Origin of the sequence: Stenotrophomonas maltophilia, assembly GCF_003970865.1 — a bacterium.
GTDB classification, from domain to species: Bacteria; Pseudomonadota; Gammaproteobacteria; order Xanthomonadales; family Xanthomonadaceae; genus Stenotrophomonas; species Stenotrophomonas maltophilia_AR.
Window position 1 is genome coordinate 1 of the sequence record NZ_RXLZ01000049.1, and the last position, 19,939, is coordinate 19,939.

The window sequence follows — 19,939 nt, forward strand, 5'->3', positions numbered from 1 at the left end:
CTTCGACGGCAGCGTCGCCCTGCAGGGGGCCAACGTTACTCTCGGCACCAGTGGTGGCCTGCTGTTCGACACTGTATCGGTATCCGGTAACCTGGATGCACGTGCCGGCAGCGCTGGTATTTCCCAGCAGGCGGCGGTGCAGGTCGGCGGGCGCAGCGACATGCGCACGCAGGGCGCCATCGCGCTGGATCGCGCCGACAACCGGTTCACAGGTGCAGTCGGACTCGACGGCAACGGCATCGACCTGCGCACCGCGGGTGATCTGCAGATTGATCGTCTGAACAACGCCGGGCAGTCCGGCGTCCGCCTGCATGCCGGGGGAGGCCTGCAACTGCCGGCCTCTGCCATCGATACCGGTACCGGCGACCTCACCTTGCTCGCCGATGGCGGGGTGTTGCAGGCCAATGCGCTGCTGGCCGGCAACAACGTGACGCTGACAGGTCGCGATGGCGTGCGGCTGGGTGGTGACCTGCGCAGCGGTGGTTCGCTGACCCTGTCCAGCAGCAATGCGGACATCGTGCAGATCGCGGCGCCCAACGGCGTGGGCGGCAGTGTGCAGGCCGCAGGTGCGGTGCAGGTCAATGCAGGCAGCGGACGCATCGCGCTCGGCAACGCCGGCAACCATTTCGGTGGCGCGCTCAACCTGTCCGGTGGTGATATCAACGTGGCCGCCGATACGCTGCTGCTGGGCAGCGTGAACGCGGGCGGCACGCTGTCGCTGGCCAGCGCCGGCGACATCCGCCAGCAGGGCGCCGTGCAGGTAGCGGGCGCCACCCGCCTGAGTGCCGGCGGTGACATCGACCTGCAGGCCGCTGGCAATCGTTTCGGTGATGCCGTGGCCGTGCAGGGCCGGCAGGTGGCATTGGCCAGCGATGGCGCCCTGCAGCTGCAGGACGTGACGGCAGGCAGCCTGGTCGCGCGCAGCGCAGAACGCCTGACCCTGTCCGCGGCCGACGTTGCCGGCAATGTGACCCTGCAGGGCCAGCAGCTGCACTTCGGCACGACACATGTGGGTGGCAACCTGCAGGCTACGGGTAGCAACGGCATCGATCAGGACGGCACGCTGCGCGTGGATGGCAGCACCAACCTGCGCAGTGATGCGTCGATTGCACTGGGATCGGTTGGCAACGAGCTGCGCGGCGTGGTGTCGCTGGCCGGCGTGGGTATCGATCTGGCCAGTGCGGGCGACCTGCGCATCGGTTCGCTCGACAACCGCAGCGCAGCAGTTCGCCTGCAGGCAGGAGGTGCGCTGACTCTGCCCAGCGGCGTGATCGATACCGGCGGCGCTGACCTGCAGCTGCTGGCCGGCGGCGCATTGCAGTTGCCGGCGGCACTGCGTGGCAACAACATCACCCTGCGCAGCGGCCAGGACCTGCAGCTCGGCCAGGACGTGCTGGCTGCGGGGGAACTGCAGCTTGGCAGTGGTGGCGCGCTGACCCAGAGCGGTGGCGTGCTGGCCGCACAGCGCCTGCAGGGCAGCGCCGGCGGCAAGGCCAGCCTGCGCGGCGACAACCGTATCGCCACGCTCGGTGACTTCAGCAGCCAGGGCCTGGAGCTGCGGACCACGCAAGGGCTGCAGGTGACCGGCAACGTGCAGGCTGGTGCGCAGGGCCTGCTCGACGTGCACGGTGGTGATCTGCAGCTCAATGGCAGTGTGCAGGCGGGCCAGCTGCGCCTGCAGTCGTCTGGCGCGATCCGTGCCGGTGCGGGTGGCCGCCTGTTGGCTGATCAGCTCAGCGGACGCGCCGCCGGCCCGACGATGCTGGGCGACGCCTCGCTGTTCGTGGCCAATGCCATCGGTACCCTCGGCGATTTCCAGTCGCCCGCAGGCTTCAGCCTGACCAACGCCGGTACCCTGACCCTTGCCTCGCTCAACGGCGGCGCATTCAGTGTCGATGCCGGCAATAGCGGGTTCTACCTGAAGGTGCGGGGCGGTGACATCCGCCAGCTGGGTACCACGCCGGTGCTGGCCGGCGCCAGCCACTGGTGGTCCAGCGGCGGCATCGGCACCCAGCCCTTGCCGATCTATCTGACCAGCGCCGGCAACAGCCACGTGGTGGACTTCATCGGTCGCCCACCGGCGTACTTCTATGGCATCGGTACGGACGGCCTGCCGCTGGTGGTGGGCGGCGGCCTCAACCTGCCCACGGCGATCGTCGGCGCGCGGACCCAGGGCGGCGTGCTGCCGCGGGTTGCCTATGTCGACATGAGCGCATTGAGTGCCCAGTACCGCGCGTTCGGCATCGTCCAGCCTGGCATTCGCCTGCCGGCCGACCAGACCGTGGCCTGTGACAGCGGTGACCCGGACGCGGAGTGCGCGCAGTGAACCCCACCCTGCCTGGCCATTGGCCGTGGAGGCTCTGATGGACCGCAACGACCTGCTCGACCGCCTGTGTGCGGCACTGCCCGAGGGCAGCGCCTGTGGCGACAACCTGGAATACGATCCGGCCTTCCTGGCGCTGGACCAGGCGGCGGCGGCGCGCGCCGAGCGGGTCGTCGGCGACAGTGTGCTGGCCGCTGAAGAACCCGACTGGGACCGGGTCGGCGAGCAGGCGCTGGCACTGCTGCAGCGCACCCGCGACCTGCGGGTGGCGGTGCATCTGGCCACGGCATGGAGCCGGCAGCAGGGCTGGGCGGGTTGGGCCGATGGCCTGCGCCTGGTGCAGGGCCTGCTGCAGCAGCAATGGGCCGGGGTGCATCCGCAGCTGGATGCGGAGGACGATGACGACCCGACCGCGCGGGTCAACGCGGTGCTGGCGCTGGCCGACCCGCTGGGGGCACTTGGTCGCCTGCGCGTGCTGCCCTTCGTGCAGTCGCCGCGGCTGGGGCGCTACGCCCTGCGTGAGCTGCGTCTGGCCGACGGCACGTTGAGGGGGGCAGCAGAGTCCCCGTCTTCGCCAGGCCTGGACGAGATCGATGCGTGCTGCCTGGATTGCCCGCTGGACATGCTGGCGGCCAGCACCGAGGCTGCGCGGCAGTCGCTGCAGGCGGCACGCGCGATCGATCAGTTGCTGGGTGAACAGCTGGGACCGGCGGCTCCGGACCTGAAACCGCTTCTGGACGATCTGGCCACGCTGGATCGCTACCTGCAGCCGCGCTGGCAGGCACGCAGCGGCAGCCAGGCCAGTGCGGGCGACGAGGAACATGACGCGTCACCGGACAGCGGCGGCGCAGGTCCGGTCTCAACCCGCAGCCAACGCATCGAAAGCGCCGACGATGTGCGCCGGCGGCTGGACGAGATCTGCGAGTACTACGCGCGCTGCGAACCGTCCAGCCCGGTACCGCTGCTGCTGCAGCGGGCGCGCCGCCTGGTCGGTGGCGACTTCCTCGCCCTGCTGCGTGACCTGGCGCCGGGTGGCATGGATGAAATGGAACGCGTGGTGGGCCGCTCCGAGTAGATCCACGCCATGCGTGGATGCGCGGTGCAGACTCCGGTCACCTCACCAGCTGTACAGCTTCCAGTACACCGGCGACACGCCGTCCTTGTCGTTGTCGAAACGGCCGTCGCCGTTCTTGTCGTACATGTAGAACGGGGCACCGCGCGACGGGGTCACCTTGACCATGCGCAGCTGGCCGGATACGCGGTATTCCTCGATGACATCGCCGTTGTCCATGGTGCGCTTGGACACATCCGCGCCCTTGACGTCCACCGGGGGAGCGCCTGCGCCACCCATGCTGGCGCAGCCAGCGAGCAGGAGCAGGGAAGCCAGCATCAGGGTCTTCATCGGCGGGGGCCTTTGCCTGGAATGAGCCTTGATTATGCCCCATCGCCGGGCACCTGCCGTGTCGCCGCGATGCAGGCACGGGCGCGTAGAATCGACCCATGAGCAGATTAGTCCTGATCGACGGGTCCAGTTACCTGTACCGCGCGTTCCACGCGCTGCCGCCCCTGTCCAATGCACAGGGCGAACCCACCGGCGCGCTGTTCGGCGTGGTCAACATGCTGCGCTCGACGCTGAAGGAGCGCCCGGCCTACGTGGCGTTCGTGGTCGATGCGCCGGGCAAGACCTTCCGCGATGACCTGTATGACCAGTACAAGGCCAACCGCCCGCCGATGCCCGATGAACTGCGCAGCCAGGTCGAGCCGATGTGCCGCATCGTCGAAGCACTGGGCATCAGCATCCTGCGCATTCCCGGCGTGGAAGCCGACGATGTGATCGGCACGCTGGCCCTGCAGGGCGTGGCGCAGGACCTGAAGGTGACCATTTCCACCGGCGACAAGGACTTCGCCCAGCTGGTGCGCCCGGGCATCGAACTGGTCAACACCATGACCGGCAGCCGCATGGATTCGGATGCGGCGGTGATGGAGAAGTTCGGCGTGCGCGCCGACCAGATCATCGACCTGCTGGCGCTGATGGGCGACACCGTCGACAACGTGCCGGGCGTGGAGAAGTGCGGGCCGAAGACCGCCGCCAAGTGGCTGGCCGAGTACCAGCACCTGGATGGGGTGATGGCGGCCGCGCCGACCATGAAGGGGAAGATCGGCGAAAACCTGCGCGCGGCACTGGAGCGCCTGCCGCTGAACCGCGAGCTGGTGACCATCCGCACCGACGTGGAGCTGGACGCCAGCCCGACCACGCTGGCCCTGCGCGAGCAGGACGTGCCGGAGCTGACCGAGCTGTATGCGCGCTACGGCTTCACCCAGGCGCTGAAGGAGCTGGGTGCACCGCTGCCGGCGCCGACCGCCGCCAGTGAAGCAACGCCGAGCCTGCGCGGTACGGCAGCAGGGTTTGCCCGTGGCAGCGCCGAGGCACCGGCAGCGGGCACGCTGGATCCGGCGCTGGCGGCACCGGGTGAATACGAGACCGTGCTGACCGCCGAGCAGCTGCAGGCCTGGGTCGAGCGCCTGCAGCAGGCGGACCTGATCAGTTTCGATACCGAAACCGATGCGCTGGACGCGATGCGTGCACGCCTGGTGGGTATCAGCCTGGCGGTCGAGCCGGGCAAGGCCGCCTACATTCCGGTTGGCCACGATTACCCGGGGGCGCCGGCCCAGCTGCCGATGCAGCAGGTGCTGGATGCGCTGCGCCCGGTGCTGCAGGACCCGGCGAAGAAGAAGCTGGGCCAGCACGGCAAGTACGACCTGCACGTGCTGCGCCGTCACGGCGTGGAGGTGCAGGGCTACCATGACGACACCATGCTCGAGAGCTTCGTGCTCAACTCCACCGCCACCCGCCACGACATGGATTCACTGGCCCTGCGTTACCTGGGCTACAACACCATCAAGTTCGAAGACGTGGCCGGCAAGGGCGCCAAGCAGATTCCGTTCTCGCAGGTCGGCATCGACGAAGCCAGCCGCTATGCGGCCGAGGACGCCGACATCACCCTGCGCCTGCACCGCGCGTTGCAACCGCAGCTGCTGGCCGAACCGGCGCTGGACAGCGTGTACCGCGACATCGAGATGCCGCTGGTGCCGGTGCTGACCAGCATCGAAGCCAATGGTGTGCAGATCGATGCCGCCGAACTGCGCCGGCAGAGCCAGGACCTGTCCTCGCGCATGCTGGCGGCGCAGCAGAAGGCCACCGAACTGGCCGGGCGCAGCTTCAACCTGGATTCGCCCAAGCAGCTGCAGGCCGTGCTGTTCGACGAGTTGAAGCTGCCGGCGGTGGTGAAGACCCCGAAGGGCCAGCCCAGCACCAATGAAGAGGCGCTGGAGGCGATTGCCGACCAGCACGAACTGCCGCGCGTGATCCTGGAGTACCGCGGGCTGGCCAAGCTGCGCAGCACCTACACCGACAAGCTGCCGGAGATGGTCAATCCGGACACCGGCCGCGTGCATACCAGCTACCACCAGTCCGGAGCCGCCACCGGGCGCCTGTCCTCGTCGGACCCGAACCTGCAGAACATCCCGATCCGCACCGAGGATGGCCGCCGCATCCGCCGCGCGTTCATCGCCCCGGAAGGCTTCCAGCTGCTGGCGGCCGACTATTCGCAGATCGAGCTGCGGATCATGGCCCACCTGTCCGAGGACCCGGGCCTGGTGCGCGCGTTCGAGCAGGGCGCCGACGTGCACCGTGCCACCGCCGCCGAGGTGTTCGGGCGCACGCTGGAGGAAGTGACGCCGAACGAGCGCCGGGCTGCCAAGGCGATCAACTTCGGGCTGATGTACGGCATGAGTGCCTTCGGCCTGGCCCGCAACCTGGGCATCGACCGTGGCCAGGCGCAGGATTACGTGGCGCTGTACTTCAGCCGCTACCCGGGCGTGCGCGACTTCATGGAGCGGATGCGCCAGCAGGCCCGCGACCAGGGCTATGTGGAAACCCTGTTCGGTCGCCGCCTGTACCTGAACGACATTCATGCACGTAACCAGGGCCTGCGCGCCGGTGCCGAACGTGCCGCGATCAACGCACCGATGCAGGGCACCGCCGCCGACATCATCAAGCGTGCGATGGTGGACGTGGATCAGTGGCTGCGTGACAGCGGCGCACCGGCGCGGATGATCCTGCAGGTACACGACGAACTGGTGTTCGAAACCGAAAGCAGTTTCGTCGAGGAGTTGCGTTCGCAGGTGGTCGAGCGCATGTCGCAAGCGGCCAAACTGCGGGTGCCGTTGGTGGTCGATACCGGCATCGGCAACAACTGGGACGAAGCGCACTGAGGGTGTTTCAGGCCGAAAACGACGTGAATTCGTTCATTCGTCAGAGGTTTCTGACTCGATCATGAATGTTGCCCTGATCGAGGTTCATTAAATTGGGCCCCTTCACGAACCGTTAGTGTTCGGAGTGCTTCTATAACTCTCGACAGGCGCAACGCCTGTTGTGGATCTCTCCCATCCCCTGGAGCAGATCTCGGAACGGGGACTCCTCCCCAAGTGCCCGTTCCCCGGCCCCGTTGACCTCCCCCTGGTCAGCGGGGCTTTTTATTTGTGCCGTTGCCAGACGCCATGGCCTGCGCCACGCTGGGCCACCGCTCCGCAGGGGAAGACAATGCCCGACCTGTTCGCACTGGCAATGCCGTGGTGGGAGTTCATCCTGCGCGCGGTGGTGGTCTACGTGGTGGTGCTGGGCATGGTCCGGCTCAGTGGCAAGCGTCCGCTGGGGCAGATCACGCCCTTCGACGTGCTGCTGGTGGTGCTGCTGGGCAACGCGGTACAGAACGCGCTGCTGGGTACCGACACCTCGCTGGGGGGTGGCCTGCTGCTGGCGGCCACCCTGATCCTGCTCAACTACGGGGTGGGTTGGGTGAGTACCCGCAGCCGGCGGATCGAGCGCCTGGTTGAAGGAGAACCCGTGGTGATCGCGCGTGATGGGCGCCTGTTCGACGTCGTTCTACGCCGCGAGCAGGTCACCCGTGCCGATTTCGAGGCCGCCATGCGCCAGCAGGGTTGCCTGGGCGTGGAGGATGTCGAGCTGGCCCTGCTGGAGATCAACGGGCACATCACGATCATCCCCAGGAAGAGCACCTGACCCTGTAGCCGAGCCCATGCCCGGCTCTACAGGTGCCGGGCGTCAGGGCGCGGCTTCGGCCTTCAGCGCCGGCCAGTTGCGGGTGGCGTCCACATCACAGGCCACGTGCGTGCCCTTGCCATCCTTCGCGCAGATCGCCGCCATGGCCTGCGGGATCTTCGGGTCTGCGGTGTGCGAATACACCGCTGCCAATGCCAGGCACCCTTCGCGCACGCCCGCGCCGCACAGCGTCTCGAAGTAGGGCAGCGACGCGGCCCATTTCTCGGACTCGAACAGCGCTTCGCCGGCAACCTTGCAGCCCAGCAGCTTGCCATCGGTACAGCAGGCCTTGGCGCCGTCCTTGCGGGCCAGGGTCGGGCAATCCAGCGGCAGCGGGATCTCCACGAAGGCCACCGGCGGTGTGCAGGTGGCATTGCCTGTGGCGGGCTTGCGCTCGTAATAGGCAAAGCGGTTGCCGCCGTCGACGCTGGCCAGGTTTCCGTTCTTCAGCGGCTGCAGTACGAAGTCGCTGCCGACATCGCGACGGATGAAGATGCGGCCGTCCTGCAGGCGCGCGCGCAGGCGCTGGTCGCGGCCCTCGGCCTCAACCAGGCCGCCATCGAGGAAGCGCAGCTGCGAGAGCACGCTGTACTCGGCTTCAAAGCTGCCACAGGGCAGCGCGGTGGCCGGCACCGGGGCCAGTGCAGCGGCCGGTGCAGCGGCCAGGCTGGCAAGTGCCTGGGCGCGGCCGCAGGCCACGCCGTCCGCGCGCTGCGCGCACGACAGCTGCAGCGCTTCGTGGGCCTGCGAAAGGCGCCCGCCGCTCCACAGCACCTCGGCAACGTCGGCGCAGAAGGTCTCGCCGTGCTGCTGCCGGCACAGTGCGGCCAGCTCATCGAGCTGCGCGGGCAGCAACGCAGGCTCGACCGAATGCTGCAGCCCGAGCAGCGACTTGCCGATCATCTCCAGGCCGATCACCTCGGCGATCGCCCGGCAGCCCTCGGCGTTGAAGGACGCGGAATCCTCCTTGCAGATCTCCGGCTTCGGCGGCTCGGCCCGTGCAGGCGCCGGGGCTGCGTCCTTGGCCTGCTGCTGGTAGGTCTCCAGCAGTCGCATGCAGGCTGCGCCCACGCCCTCGGCACACCAGGCGTGCAGTTTCACGGGTGCGGCCTCGGGCAGCGCCTCCAGGCACTCGGAGGTGTTCATCACGCAACCGTCCTCGACGGGCTCCGGCATCGTCCTGCAGGCGGCGGCGTGCTCACGGGTGAACTCGCGATAGGGCGTGCTGATCGTGCGGTCGTTGTCCGAGAAGTACCAGTTTTCCAGCTGGCCCGTGGACAGGTTGCCGGTACCGAGTACGTCTTCCTGGCGGGCGATGCGCAGCTCCTCGGTGGCCTGGTAGGGGCCGGACAGGAAGCCGTGGCCTTCGCTCTCCAGGGTCAGCGTGGTGTTGCCGCTGCTGTCCTTGTAGGTGCCGCAGGCCATCGACTGCGCGGCGGCCGGCAGGCTGGCCGAGGCCAATGCAAGCAACAGCAGGGAGCGCCAGCCCGCAGCGCGGGGGCGGAGGGAAACAGCAGCAGGCATGGGGTCATCCTTGAAGGAAGTGGGGCAGGGCCTGTCCGGTGCGGGGCGCACCACAGGCAGGAGAACGTGCCACGCGTCAGGCGTGGCGCCGGAAGATCAGAGCCAGTCGCGCGGCACCAGATAGTCGGCCAGGCGCGCCTCGGCGCTGCCCGCTTCCGGACTGAAGCCGTACTCCCAGCGCACCCGCGGCGGCAGGCTCATGAGGATGCTCTCGCTGCGGCCACCGCTCTGCAGACCGAACAGCGTGCCGCGGTCATAGACCAGGTTGAACTCCACATAGCGGCCGCGGCGGTACAGCTGGAACTCGCGTTCGCGTTCGCCATGCGCGGTGTCCTTGCGCTGCTGCACGATCGGCAGGTAGGCATCGAGGAAGCCATCACCGACCGCGCGCAGGTAATCGAAATCGTGCTCGAAGTCGCCGTGCAGGTCGTCGAAGAACAGACCGCCGACACCGCGCGTTTCATTGCGGTGGCGCAGGAAGAAGTACTCGTCGCACCAGCGCTTGTGCGCGGCATAGCGTTCTTCGCCGAACGGCGTGCACAGGTCGCGCGCAACCCGGTGCCAGTGCTGCACGTCCTCGTCGAACGGATAGAACGGGGTCAGGTCGAAGCCGCCGCCGAACCAGCTGGCCACCACTTCGCCGTCGCGCTGTGCCTGGAAGAAGCGCACGTTGGCATGGGTGGTCGGCACGTAGGGGTTGAGCGGGTGGAACACCAGCGACACGCCGGTGGCGCGCCAGGAGGCGCCGGCCAGTTCCGGGCGGTTGGCCGAGGCCGACGGCGGCAGGCGGCTGCCGGCCACGTCGGAGAAGCCGATGCCGGCCTGCTCGAACACCGCACCGTCGCGCAGCACGCGGGTACGTCCGCCACCGCCCTCGGCCCGCTGCCACAGGTCTTCCTGGAAGCGGGCCTGGCCGTCGGCGGCCTCGATCGCCGCACAGATGCGGTCCTGCAGGTCGGTGAGGTAGGCGCGCACGCGCTCGAATTCGTTCATGGCGCGTACTTTACCGCAGGGCCCGCCCGAAGCTGCGGACAGGCCCTGGCCGGCTCAGCGCTTGCGGTTGGAGTTGCGCGGCGCCGGAGCGTCGTCCACGGCCGCCTCGTCAACCGCCTTCTGCAGGGCACCGCCCAGCGTGATCAGCTCCCAGTTCTGGGTTTCGAGCACGTCGCAGGCCACATGCAGGCCGCTGCGGTCGGCCTTGCACAGCTGCTCCAGGAGTGCTCGTGCGCTCACTTCGGCACCGTTGCCCTGCGCGGTGACCAGGTTCTCGCACCCTTCGCGGACGCCGGCACGGCAGACCGTGGTGTAGTGCTCGACGGCCTGCAGCCAGTTTCCGGACAGCGCAAGACGGTTGCCAAGAATGTTGCAGCCCTGCAGCTTGCCCTGCGCGCAGCAGGCTTCGGCACCGTCCTCGTTGGCCAGCGCCAGCGGGCAGTCCTGCGGCAGTGGCAGCACCTTGAACTGCTTCGGTGCACTGCACCGGGTCGGGCCCTCCCCGGTGGGGGTGAACACCTGGAAACGGGTCCAGTTATCCAGGCCCAGCAACTGGCCGCCGGGCAGCGGGCGCAGCACGAAGTCGCCGTCACGGTCGTGACGGATGCGGATGTCGCCCGCTTCGACGCGTGCGCGAAGATGGCTGCTCCAGCCCACACCGACCAGGCCGGCGTCACCGAAATCCAGCGTGTCCATCAGGCCGCCGTCGGATCGGTAATTGCCACAGGGCAGGACCGTTGCCGGCTGCGGCTGCAACGATGCGCCCACCGCCTGCAGCGCCGGCAGGCGCTCGCAGGTGGCGGTGTCATTGCCGGGGGTGCAGGCCGCAGCCAGGGCCTGCACCGCCTGCTGGGGGTCTCCCGCGTCCCAGGACAGCTCAGCCACGCGGGTGCAGAAGCCACCGTGCGGTACCTCGCGGCACAGCCGCAACAACTGTTGCCGCCGCTCAGCCGGAATGATCACCGGCACGGTCGGCGCCGTCATCGTCACCATGGCTTCGGTCATGGCTGCCGTCATCGCCGCCTTGACCAGCTGCTCCTGCACTGCGGGATCGGCCTCGAGTGCGGCGGCACACGCCGGGGTTCCCTGTTCGAAGCCACCGTCGTCACAGGCGGCGGGGAGTTTGATGCCGGACAGGGCGGCGTCCAGCGCTGCCTTTGCCAGGGCGGGATCGGCCTCGACCGTGGGTTTGGCCTCTTCGTGCCAACGATCAGCCAGTTGCAGGCACATGCCGGGCACGCCTTCCCGGCAGCCTGCTTCCAGCGCGGCCGGGGTCGCTTCACGACGGTTGTCCAGGCACGCCGCCGCATCGGCCAGGCAGCTGCCTTCAGTTGGCGTGGCTGCTGCGGCGCACTGTACGGGGGTCTGCAGGAGGTAGACCGTGCCATCCACCTCGACCGTGCGGCCACGATCGCGCACCTGCAGCGCGCTGGGCAGGCCGTACTCCAGGTTCACCAGTTGCAGCTTTCCGTCGATCTGCTGGAACGCGACCGGAGACGGCGCACTGCCGAAGTGCTTCTGCTCGCCGCGGTTCGGCGAGCTGATGCGCAGCGTGCCGCTGCCTTCGTCGGCCTTGAACAGGCCGCATTGCGGTGACTGTGCGGCGGCCATCGGCGCGGCCAGCAGCAGCGCCCAGGCCAGCCAGCGGCGGCACGGTGCGGGTGAATGCATGTCGTCTCCTTGACGATCGAACGGGAAACTCCAGGCGCTACGGCGAACCACGGCCCTCGCGCGGGGGCGTGCATTGTGCCGTGCCGGGCACGGGCTGGTAACGCTGGTAGGCGGTCTGCGCATCCATGCCAAGCAGGTCGCCATTGCCGAGCTGGCGCAGCACAAGGGTTTGGCCGTTCTGCTGCAGGTGGATGGCGCCGCTCTGCAGGCGGCCTCGCGCGCCATCGTCGAAGTCGAGCCTGTCGATCACGCCACCGGCAGCCTGGTAGCGGCCGCACGGCACCTGTTGGGCCGGAACCAGGCGCAGGTCAGCACCGAGTGCCTGCAACGGCGCGGTACGTTCGCAGGCACTGATGCGGCCTGCATCGCAGGCCACCTGCAGCGCCTGCACCGCCAACGCAGGTTCCTGTGCGATCCACTGCTGTTCGGCCACTTCGATGCAGAAGCGGCCACTGCGGTGCTGCAGGCACAGCCGCTGCAGATGATCGCGTGCAGCGGCCGGAAGCGGCGAATCCGGCGTGTCTTCGTCTTCCTGTTGCAGGCGTTCACCGACCTGCTGCATGGCGGTGACCAGCGCATCGCCGGTCAGCGTCTCGCAGGCCTGCGGGTCATGGCCGGGCGTGTGTTCGCGGCAGACGGGCGGGCGTTCGAAGCGCGCGGGGCTGGTGTCATCGCTGCCGACTACAGATGTTCCATCACGAAGCTGTCGCAGCAGCGCCGAGCAGCCCGCGCCAACGCCTTCGCTGCACGCACGCTGGGCCTGGCCGGATGAAGCCGTGGGCAGCTGCGCAATGCAGTGGCTGCCGGCGGCGCGGCAGCTGCCGGCAGTCGCGCTGGGCTCGCTGGCGCAGGTGCGGGACTGGCGCAGGGTGTAGGTCACCACCCCGTCGTCCTCGATGCGCTGCCCATCGGCACTGATCCGGATCGGCTGCGCCACGCCATCGTCGAGCATGACCAACCGCGTCTGTGCCGCACCGCGATCAACCCACAGCGGCTGCGGCTCGCTGCCGTCATCGTGGCGGTAGCCGGTGCCGGGAGTGGTGAACACCAGCGCCATGCCGCCATCAGCGCTGCGGTACTCGCCACATTGCAGCGCATCGGCGGCAGCAGGCAGCGCAGCCAACAGCAGCAGTGCGGGGAGAAGGGTCAGCAAGCGCATGCGACGGTCCTTGTCGTGCGGGAAAGGGGTGTGGCTCAGTGGAAGCGCGAGCGGATGTCCGGCCGCAACAGGCGCCAGGCCAGCCAGCCCTGTGCAACGAGTATGGCCACGGCGCCTCCGGACAAGGTCAGTGACACCAGGATTCGTTGGACCTGGGCTTCACGCAGCGTATGTGGATCGGCGATATGCGTCATGAGGTCAGCGAAGATGCTGTCCAGCCACCAGACGACTGCGAAATTCGCCACGGCGGACAACCACAGCAACGCCACGTAGCTCCAGAGTCCCCAGCGACGCTGCCGGTAGAAGCCCCAGCTTGAAAGCACGGCCGGTATGCCGGGTAGCGCCAGCCATAATGTGGCGGCGACCGGGTCCTTCAGCATCCACTGCACGCTGTGGGGGAAACCCTGCTCAGTGGCCATCATGATCATTCTCTGCCAGAGCAGACTGTCAGCCAGCTGCGAAAGCAACACCGCTTGAAGTGCAATGAGCAGGATGAATCCAGCGCAGACCAGCAGTGAAGCCAAGCCCAGCGGTCGGATGAAATCCTGGGCGACGATTGTGCTGGGAGGACGGCCTTGGGGCGATTGAAGCGACATCCGATGTCCTGGGCAGCAGTGGGGTAATCAGCGGGCTGTCACCCGGGTGGCGACGGCCGGCAGGATATGGTGTTCGCTCAACGGTGCCAAGGGCTGGCCGTGCGGCGGCTGCAGCGGCACCCAGGCCAGTTCGGCGATCTCTGCACGTGCCTGTGGCGTGCCGTCCACCCGCACCCACCAGGCCTGTGCCTGCACGCGATGGCCGGGCTCGTTCACCGCCCAATCCTCAAAGGTACCCAGCGCGATGGCGGTTTCTGCGCACAGCTGCACACCGAGTTCTTCGTCCAGTTCGCGGGCCAGCGCCTGCAGCGGCGCTTCACCGGGTTCGGGCTTGCCGCCCGGCTGGATGAAGCGGCTGGCGCCCTGCTTGCGCACCACCAGCGCCCGGCCGCGGTCATCCAGGATGACCGCGGCCACGATACGGATCGTGGCCGCGGCGTTGCTCACTTCAGGTTCTGCTCGAACAGCTTGAGGATGCGCTTGTACTGGTCCAGCCAGGAATCGGCGCGCACATAGCCGTGGCGCTCCAGCGGGTACGGTGCGATCGACCAGTTGTCCTTGTGCAGTTCGATCAGGCGCTGGGTGAGGTTCACCGAGTCCTGGAAGAACACGTTGTCATCCATCATGCCGTGGGCGATCAGCAGGTTGTCCTGCAGGTTCTGCGCGTATTCGATCGGCGAGGACACGCGGTACGCCTCCGGATCGATGTCCGGGGTGTTGAGGATGTTGCTGGTATAGCCGTGGTTGTACTGGTGCCAGTCGACCACCGGGCGCAGCGCGGCGCCGGCCTTGAACGTGCCCGGCGAGCGGAACAGGGCCATGAAGGTCATGAAGCCGCCGTAGGAACCACCGTAGATGCCGGCATGGTCGCGGTCACCCTGCTGGGTGTCGACCAGCCAGTCCAGGCCGTCCTTGTAATCCTCCAGCTCCGGGTGACCCATGTTGCGGTAGATCGCCGTACGCCAGTCGCGGCCGTAGCCCTCGCTGCCGCGGTAATCCATGTCCAGCACGATGTAGCCCTTCTGCACCAGCAGGTTGTGGAACATCTGCTCGCGGAAGTAGGCCGGGTAGCGCTGGTGCACGTTCTGCAGGTAGCCGGCGCCGTGCACGAACATCACGATCGGATACTTCCTGCCGGGTTCCTTGTTCGCCGGCTCGTAGTACTTGGCCCAGACCACGCCGGCGCCATGCTTGGACGGCACTGCCACCAGCTTCGGCTGGATCCACTCGCGCGCCTTGAACTCGGCAGTGCGGGTGTCGGTCAGCACGCGGGCCTGGCCTGCGCCGGTGCTCGGTACCACGGCCAGCTGCGCCGGCAGGTAGGCGCCGGAGTAGCGCACCAGCAGCTGCTGGCCGTCCGGCGACAGCGAGAAGTCTTCCACGCCGTTGAGGCTGGTCAGCTCGCGCACCTGGCGGCTGCCGGTGTCGACCGCGCAGACTTCGTAGTCATGCGGCGCCTGCTGGTTGCACAGGAAGTAGAAGCCCTTGCCATCGGCCGACGGCACCGGCGCCGAGGTTTCCCACTTGCCGCCGGTCAGCGCCTGCGGCTTGGCGGTGCCGGCCTGGGTGTACAGGTGCGAGAAGCCCGATTCCTCCGACAGCAGCCACAGCGTGCGGCCATCGGCCATCCAGCCAAAATCGTTGAAGCCCCAGTTGATCCAGCCGTTGTCGGTCAGCCGGTGGCGGTTCTGCACGCGGCCGTCGGCGGCGTTGACGCTGACGATCCAGCGGTCCTTGTTGTCGTTGGCACGCAGCATCACCGCGGCCTGCTGGCCATCGGGGCTCCAGCGGATGCCACCGCCCATGAAGTCGCTCATCACCTGCAGGCTGCGCTCGCCCTTCAGTGCGTCCTTGCCGGCCTTGCGCCGCAGCTCGGCCAGCGGATCGGTGCTGATGCCCGGCAGGCCGGCCAGCGAGACCTTCTCGGCCTTGCCGGTGCGCACGTCCACGTACCACAGGGTGTGCGGTTCGAAACCGTTGCGGCCGACGCGGGTGCGGGTGTCTTCGGTTTCCTCGTAGCCCGACTCGGTCACGTACAGCGGCATCTTGCCGCCACGGCCGTCGTCGAAGTCCTTCGGCTTGGTCACCACGATCAGGTGGGTCAGGTCCGGCGACAGCACGCTGTCGGCGATCTCCACCTCGGCGCCCAGGTACACCGGGCCCGGCGCGCGGGTCGGGTCGGCCTGGCGCCAGCGCTGGTCCTGGTCCTTCAGTGCTTCGCGCTGGTCGCGGTCGCGGCGCAGGGTTTCCAGCGTGCGCAGCTGCTGGTCGCGCAGCACGTCGGCCTTCGGTGCGGTACGCGGGTCTTTCTCGGCCTTCAGGCTGGCCACCTGCTGCACGCCGCTGGCGGCGGTCCAGTGGAACCAGTTCTGGCCGACGCGCCAGATCACGCCGTTGTCGGCGGCGAAGTTCACGTTGCCCGCGCGCTCGTTGCTGCGGGTCAGCTGGGTCAGCGCGCCGCTGCGCAGGTCGCGCACGAACACATCGCCATTGCGCACGAAGGCGCTGCGGCTGCGGCTGCGGTCGTAGACCGGTTCGGCCACGTCCAGGGTGCCGCGCTGGTCATCGGCCACCTGCGCGGCCACGCCACCGGCCACCGGCTGGCGGAAGGTATCGCGCACCGGGCTGCCGTTGCGCTTGAGCTGGTACTCCACCTGCTGGCTGTTCCACGACCACCAGGCCTTCTCGACCGGCGGGCCGATCCAGTCCGGGTCGGCCATGGCCTGTTCGATGGTGATCGGCGTCGGCGCGGCATGCGCAGCCGGTGCGGCCAGCACGGCCGACAGCAGGAGGGACAGGGGCAGCACTCGGGACATGGGCGGACGGCACCAGTAGAGGAAACCGGCCAAGCGTAGCAGCCGCAAGGGGCGGGGGCAGGGGCCACAGGTCATGGCAGCGGGATTGGCAAAGTGGTGCAACCGGTGGCCGTGGTCGCGCATCCATTCTCCTGAACCCGCATCATCCACCGAACAGGAGCCCGACCATGCAGGAACTGATCCCGATCACCCTCTTCATCTGCATCGCCTACGCGATCCACGCCATTGCCGATGCGCGCGCGCGCAGCAAGCTGGTGGCCCCGCACGTGCCAGAGGAAGTGATCCGCTCACTGGCCGTGCTGGAAGAAGAACGCCGCCGCCAGGGCGCTCTGCGCTGGGGCATCAGCCTGGTCTGCCTGGCGCTGGCCATGGCCCTGCTGGAAGCAATCGGTGCCCGCGACCTGACCTTTGGTGCCGCCGCCGCACTGGTCGGCAGCGCCGGCCTGGGCCAGCTGCTGGCCTGGCACTTCACCCGTCCCGCCGCACGCAAGGGCTGACCGGCACATGCCACGGGCACAGGGGGCGCCCCGTAGATGAGCCTGCTCGGCGAAGCATTATCGGCACTGCGGGGCCGTCGCCGCCACGATACAGCGGCGACGGCGGCACCCGCCGCACCGCTGGACGCGGACCAGGCCCTGGTGCGGGCGATCATCGACGGCTCGCAGGTGGCGTTTTCGCAGCTGGTCGAGACCCATCAACGCACTTGCGCGCATGTGATCCGGCGCATGGTGGGCGACCGCGATCAGGTGGCCGACCTGCTGCAGGAAACTTTCCTTGCGGTGTTCCGCCAGCTGCACCGGTTTCGTTTTGAATGCTCGCTGCGCACCTGGGTTTCCCGGGTCGCCTACACCACCGCGCTGCAGCACCTGCGCCGGCGGCGGCTGGAGGCGCAATGGATGGTGGCCGTGGAGGTGCCGGAGGAACTGGGCGTCGGCGATGAAGGCCCGGGCCCGGTTGAGTTGAGTGAGGCGCTGCAGGCCGGGCGCCAGCTCGGCGCGGCGCTGGAACGGCTGAGTGCACCGCAGCGCCTGATCGTCGGCCTGCACTACCTGGAGGATTTCGATCTGGCCGAGATCGAGCAGGTGACCGGACTGGCACGCGGTACCATCAAGAGCCACCTTCACCGCGCGCGCCAGGTCCTGAAGCAGGAGCTGACGCGACGTGCTGCCGCCGGAGAACTGCTGTGACTCAATCGACCGACCCTCGCGATGCGGAAAAGCGCGCGCTGGCGCAGGCGTTGCGTGAGCAGGTGCAGCAGGAAGAAACACCGGATGTGAGTGAGGCGCTGCAGAAGCGCATTACCGCTGAGTCGCGCGACAGCGGCGTGGGCTATGTGGCGGTGCAGGTGCTGTTGTTTGGCGCGCTGCTGGCTGCAGCGGCCTGGTATTTCTGGCACTGATTGAAGATCAAGCCCGGGGCCGTATATGGAGCCGCCGTGCCTCGAACCCGATCGAACCCATCTGCAATCCGTCCACGGGGACCACTTGGATCACCCCTTCGATTTCTCGATATCTTCAGGATTCAGATCGATGCTCCTGGACTTCCATTCGTCCAGCTGAACTTGGCTGACGAACGCCCTGATCAACGGATGGTTGTCAATCTCTGCTCTGACCTCCTTTGTGACTAGTAGCGATTGTTGTGCCGGACCCAACCGATCGATCATCTCATCGACCACCACTTCCTCGATGACGTGTCTTTCGAACTCCTCAGGGATGAAATCAAGCGATTCTGCAGGCTCCTCTCCCAAGAAAAGCACTAGGGAACCCAAGGCCAGAATGAACGCCTCACCTTTATTGTCAGCGGCTGAAAGACCGTACTCGTCGAGTGGGACGGCATTCTCGACGTAGAGATCGGTTTCGCTGATGAGACCTTGTGAAGGCATCTCGCCTGTCGCAACCAAATTCCACAATGAATCCAGAAAATTGCGCGCTGGCTGTTTCTGGAAAATCGATGAGGATGAGAACTCAATGTAGAGCCTTTCGGTGGAATAGAGCGCGCGCAGAAGCTCACGGCGTTGGGGAGTTGTGATCATCGGTTCTCTAAATGATTTGGCTGATTTTGGCGATGTTTCGTGAGGTACCGGCGAAAGTTGCAGTGCTGCCTGCCGAACTCGGCCGACTGCAGTCAGCAACCCAGGACGGCAAGAAGCTCTCACGTCAAAGGACCCGCAGATATGCAACGAGTTGCAATTTGTCCGGCCCATCTGAAATTGGACCCTTCCCTGAGCCGGTCCCCCTGCGACAAAGTGAAGCAGCGCGTCACCCGGTCGCATCCCACCTGAACGAAATCCTCCTAAAGTGGTCCGGTATCCCACCGGTCACAGGCAGGAGGCGTCCCTTGGACGCGTTGTTGTTGTCGCGGATCCAGTTCGGATTCGTCATCAGTTTCCACGTGCTGTTCCCCGCCTTCACCATTGGCACGGCCAGCTGGCTGGCCTTCATCGAATGGCGCTGGCTGCGTACGAAGTTGCCCGTGTGGCGCGAGCTGTATTTCTTCTGGCAGAAGATCTTCGCGGTGTCGTTCGGCATGGGCGTGGTCAGCGGCATCGTCATGGCCTTCCAGTTCGGCACCAACTGGCCGCGGCTGAGCGAGGTGGCCGGCACGGTCATTGGCCCGCTGCTGACCTATGAGGTGCTGACCGCGTTCTTCCTGGAAGCCAGCTTCCTCGGCGTGATGATGTTCGGCTGGGGACGAGTCTCGCCGCGCCTGCATTTCTTCTCCACCTGCATGGTGGCGCTGGGCACGCTGTTCTCCACGTTCTGGATCCTGTCGTCCAACAGCTGGCTGCACACACCGGCCGGCTACGAGATGGTCAACGGCATCGTGCATCCGGTGGACTGGTGGCAGGTGGTGTTCAACCCGTCGTTCCCGTACCGGCTGGCGCACATGGCGCTGGGCTCGTTCATCACCACCTGTTTCGTGATCGGTGGTGTCGGTGCGTGGTACCTGCGCAAGGGCACGCACGTGGAAGCGGGTCGGCGCATGCTGATCGCGGCGGTGGCGTTCGCCGCACTGACCGTGCCGGTGCAGATCTTTGTCGGCGACATGCATGGCCTGAACACGCTCAAGCACCAGCCGATGAAGATCGCGGCGATGGAAGCGCACTGGCATGAAACCAAGGAAGGCGAGGGCGTGCCGCTGGTGGTGTTCGCGCTGCCGAACGAGAAGGAAGAGCGCAACGATTTCGAAGTGGCCATCCCGAAGCTGGGCAGTGTGATCCTCACCCACAGCCTGGACGGCACCTTCGATCCGCTCACCTCGGTGCCGGCCAGCGAACGGCCGCCGGTGACGCCGGTGTTCTTCGCCTTCCGCATCATGGTCGGGCTGGGCACGTTGATGCTGCTGCTGGCCTGGGTGTCGGCCTTCCAGTTGTGGCGGAACAAGCTCCTGGATTCGCCGTGGCTGCTGCGCGGCTGGAACTGGATGCTGCCCAGCGGTTTCATCGCGCTGCTGTCGGGTTGGTTCGTTACCGAGATGGGGCGCCAGCCGTGGGTGGTGTATGGCGTGCTGCGCACCGCGGATGCGGTGGGCCCGCAGAGTGCGTGGATGACGGCGTTGTCGCTGGGCGTCTACGTGGTCGGCTACGCCTTCGTGTTCGGCTGGGGCATCTGGTACCTGGTGAAGATCCTGCGCCATGGGCCGCAGCCGTACGCCGAGGGGCCGTCGCTGGACCACGGCAGCCACACCCCGGCGCGCCCGCTGTCGGCCGCCGATGAACCGCTGGAGGAGCGCTGA

17 protein-coding genes are annotated in these 19,939 nt (G+C 67.3%); 8 read left to right on the forward strand and 9 right to left on the reverse strand.

The genetic code is table 11. From position 1 onward, the window contains the following. On the forward strand, window positions 1–2,326 hold a 2,326-nt coding region (locus EKL94_RS22455; protein WP_369333412.1), incomplete at its 5' end, for a beta strand repeat-containing protein. A 37-nt stretch (window positions 2,327–2,363) separates the two neighbouring features. Further along, a complete protein-coding gene (gene tssA, locus EKL94_RS15755) occupies window positions 2,364–3,398 on the forward strand; it encodes a type VI secretion system protein TssA (protein ID WP_126929806.1) in 1,035 nt (344 codons plus the stop codon). A gap of 42 nt (window positions 3,399–3,440) precedes the next feature. Here tssA and EKL94_RS15760 read toward each other — a convergent pair whose 3' ends face one another. Then, on the reverse strand, window positions 3,441–3,725 hold the full coding sequence (locus EKL94_RS15760) for a DUF2782 domain-containing protein (RefSeq protein WP_005411628.1): 285 nt from the start codon (window positions 3,723–3,725) through the stop codon (window positions 3,441–3,443). Between the two features lie 98 nt (window positions 3,726–3,823). Here EKL94_RS15760 and polA point away from each other — a divergent pair, with 98 nt between their 5' ends. Both polA and EKL94_RS15770 read left to right on the forward strand, forming a co-directional pair. Beyond that, window positions 3,824–6,598: a DNA polymerase I gene (gene polA, locus EKL94_RS15765; protein WP_126929807.1), complete on the forward strand. Its 2,775-nt coding sequence runs from the start codon at window positions 3,824–3,826 to the stop codon at window positions 6,596–6,598. 328 nt (window positions 6,599–6,926) lie between these two features. Next, window positions 6,927–7,406 carry a DUF421 domain-containing protein gene (locus EKL94_RS15770; RefSeq protein WP_126929808.1) on the forward strand — a complete coding sequence of 160 codons (480 nt, stop codon included), beginning with the start codon at window positions 6,927–6,929 and terminating at the stop codon, window positions 7,404–7,406. 42 nt (window positions 7,407–7,448) lie between these two features. On the opposite strand, the gene EKL94_RS15775 is transcribed toward EKL94_RS15770, so the two are convergent. The 7 genes from EKL94_RS15775 to EKL94_RS15805 all read right to left on the reverse strand — a co-directional run bounded on the left by EKL94_RS15775 (window position 7,449) and on the right by EKL94_RS15805 (window position 16,204). After that, on the reverse strand, window positions 7,449–8,969 hold the full coding sequence (locus EKL94_RS15775) for a hypothetical protein (protein WP_126929809.1): 1,521 nt from the start codon (window positions 8,967–8,969) through the stop codon (window positions 7,449–7,451). Window positions 8,970–9,065: 96 nt separating this feature from the next. Beyond that, entirely contained in the window at window positions 9,066–9,962 is an 897-nt protein-coding gene (hemF, locus tag EKL94_RS15780) for an oxygen-dependent coproporphyrinogen oxidase (protein WP_126929810.1), read from the reverse strand. Window positions 9,963–10,016: 54 nt separating this feature from the next. Further along, window positions 10,017–11,633, reverse strand: coding sequence for a hypothetical protein (locus EKL94_RS15785; protein ID WP_126929811.1), 1,617 nt, complete (start codon window positions 11,631–11,633; stop codon window positions 10,017–10,019). A 37-nt stretch (window positions 11,634–11,670) separates the two neighbouring features. Beyond that, window positions 11,671–12,792 carry a hypothetical protein gene (locus EKL94_RS15790; protein ID WP_126929812.1) on the reverse strand — a complete coding sequence of 374 codons (1,122 nt, stop codon included), beginning with the start codon at window positions 12,790–12,792 and terminating at the stop codon, window positions 11,671–11,673. A gap of 35 nt (window positions 12,793–12,827) precedes the next feature. Next, complete coding sequence (locus EKL94_RS15795; RefSeq protein WP_126929813.1) at window positions 12,828–13,388, reverse strand: hypothetical protein; 561 nt, start codon at window positions 13,386–13,388, stop codon at window positions 12,828–12,830. A gap of 27 nt (window positions 13,389–13,415) precedes the next feature. Continuing rightward, window positions 13,416–13,835: an NUDIX hydrolase gene (locus EKL94_RS15800; protein ID WP_126929814.1), complete on the reverse strand. Its 420-nt coding sequence runs from the start codon at window positions 13,833–13,835 to the stop codon at window positions 13,416–13,418. Continuing rightward, a complete protein-coding gene (locus EKL94_RS15805) occupies window positions 13,832–16,204 on the reverse strand; it encodes a S9 family peptidase (RefSeq protein WP_126929815.1) in 2,373 nt (790 codons plus the stop codon). The genes EKL94_RS15800 and EKL94_RS15805 overlap by 4 nt, the downstream gene beginning before the upstream one ends. Window positions 16,205–16,371: 167 nt before the next feature. On the opposite strand from EKL94_RS15805, the gene EKL94_RS15810 reads away from it, so the two are divergent. The 3 genes from EKL94_RS15810 to EKL94_RS15820 are packed head-to-tail and all read left to right on the forward strand — an operon-like array spanning window position 16,372 to window position 17,603. Next, a complete protein-coding gene (locus EKL94_RS15810) occupies window positions 16,372–16,701 on the forward strand; it encodes a hypothetical protein (protein WP_005414880.1) in 330 nt (109 codons plus the stop codon). Between the two features lie 36 nt (window positions 16,702–16,737). Then, entirely contained in the window at window positions 16,738–17,391 is a 654-nt protein-coding gene (locus tag EKL94_RS15815; RefSeq protein WP_126929816.1) for an RNA polymerase sigma factor, read from the forward strand. Continuing rightward, entirely contained in the window at window positions 17,388–17,603 is a 216-nt protein-coding gene (locus EKL94_RS15820) for a hypothetical protein (RefSeq protein ID WP_126929817.1), read from the forward strand. The genes EKL94_RS15815 and EKL94_RS15820 overlap by 4 nt, the downstream gene beginning before the upstream one ends. A 90-nt stretch (window positions 17,604–17,693) precedes the next feature. On the opposite strand, the gene EKL94_RS15825 is transcribed toward EKL94_RS15820, so the two are convergent. Further along, window positions 17,694–18,236, reverse strand: a complete 543-nt coding sequence (locus EKL94_RS15825) for a hypothetical protein (protein WP_126929818.1) — start codon at window positions 18,234–18,236, stop codon at window positions 17,694–17,696. Window positions 18,237–18,541: 305 nt separating this feature from the next. Between EKL94_RS15825 and EKL94_RS15830 the strand changes: the two genes are divergently transcribed. Continuing rightward, the gene (locus tag EKL94_RS15830) at window positions 18,542–19,939 is read left to right on the forward strand and encodes a cytochrome ubiquinol oxidase subunit I (protein WP_126929819.1); all 1,398 of its coding nucleotides are present in this window, start codon (window positions 18,542–18,544) and stop codon (window positions 19,937–19,939) included.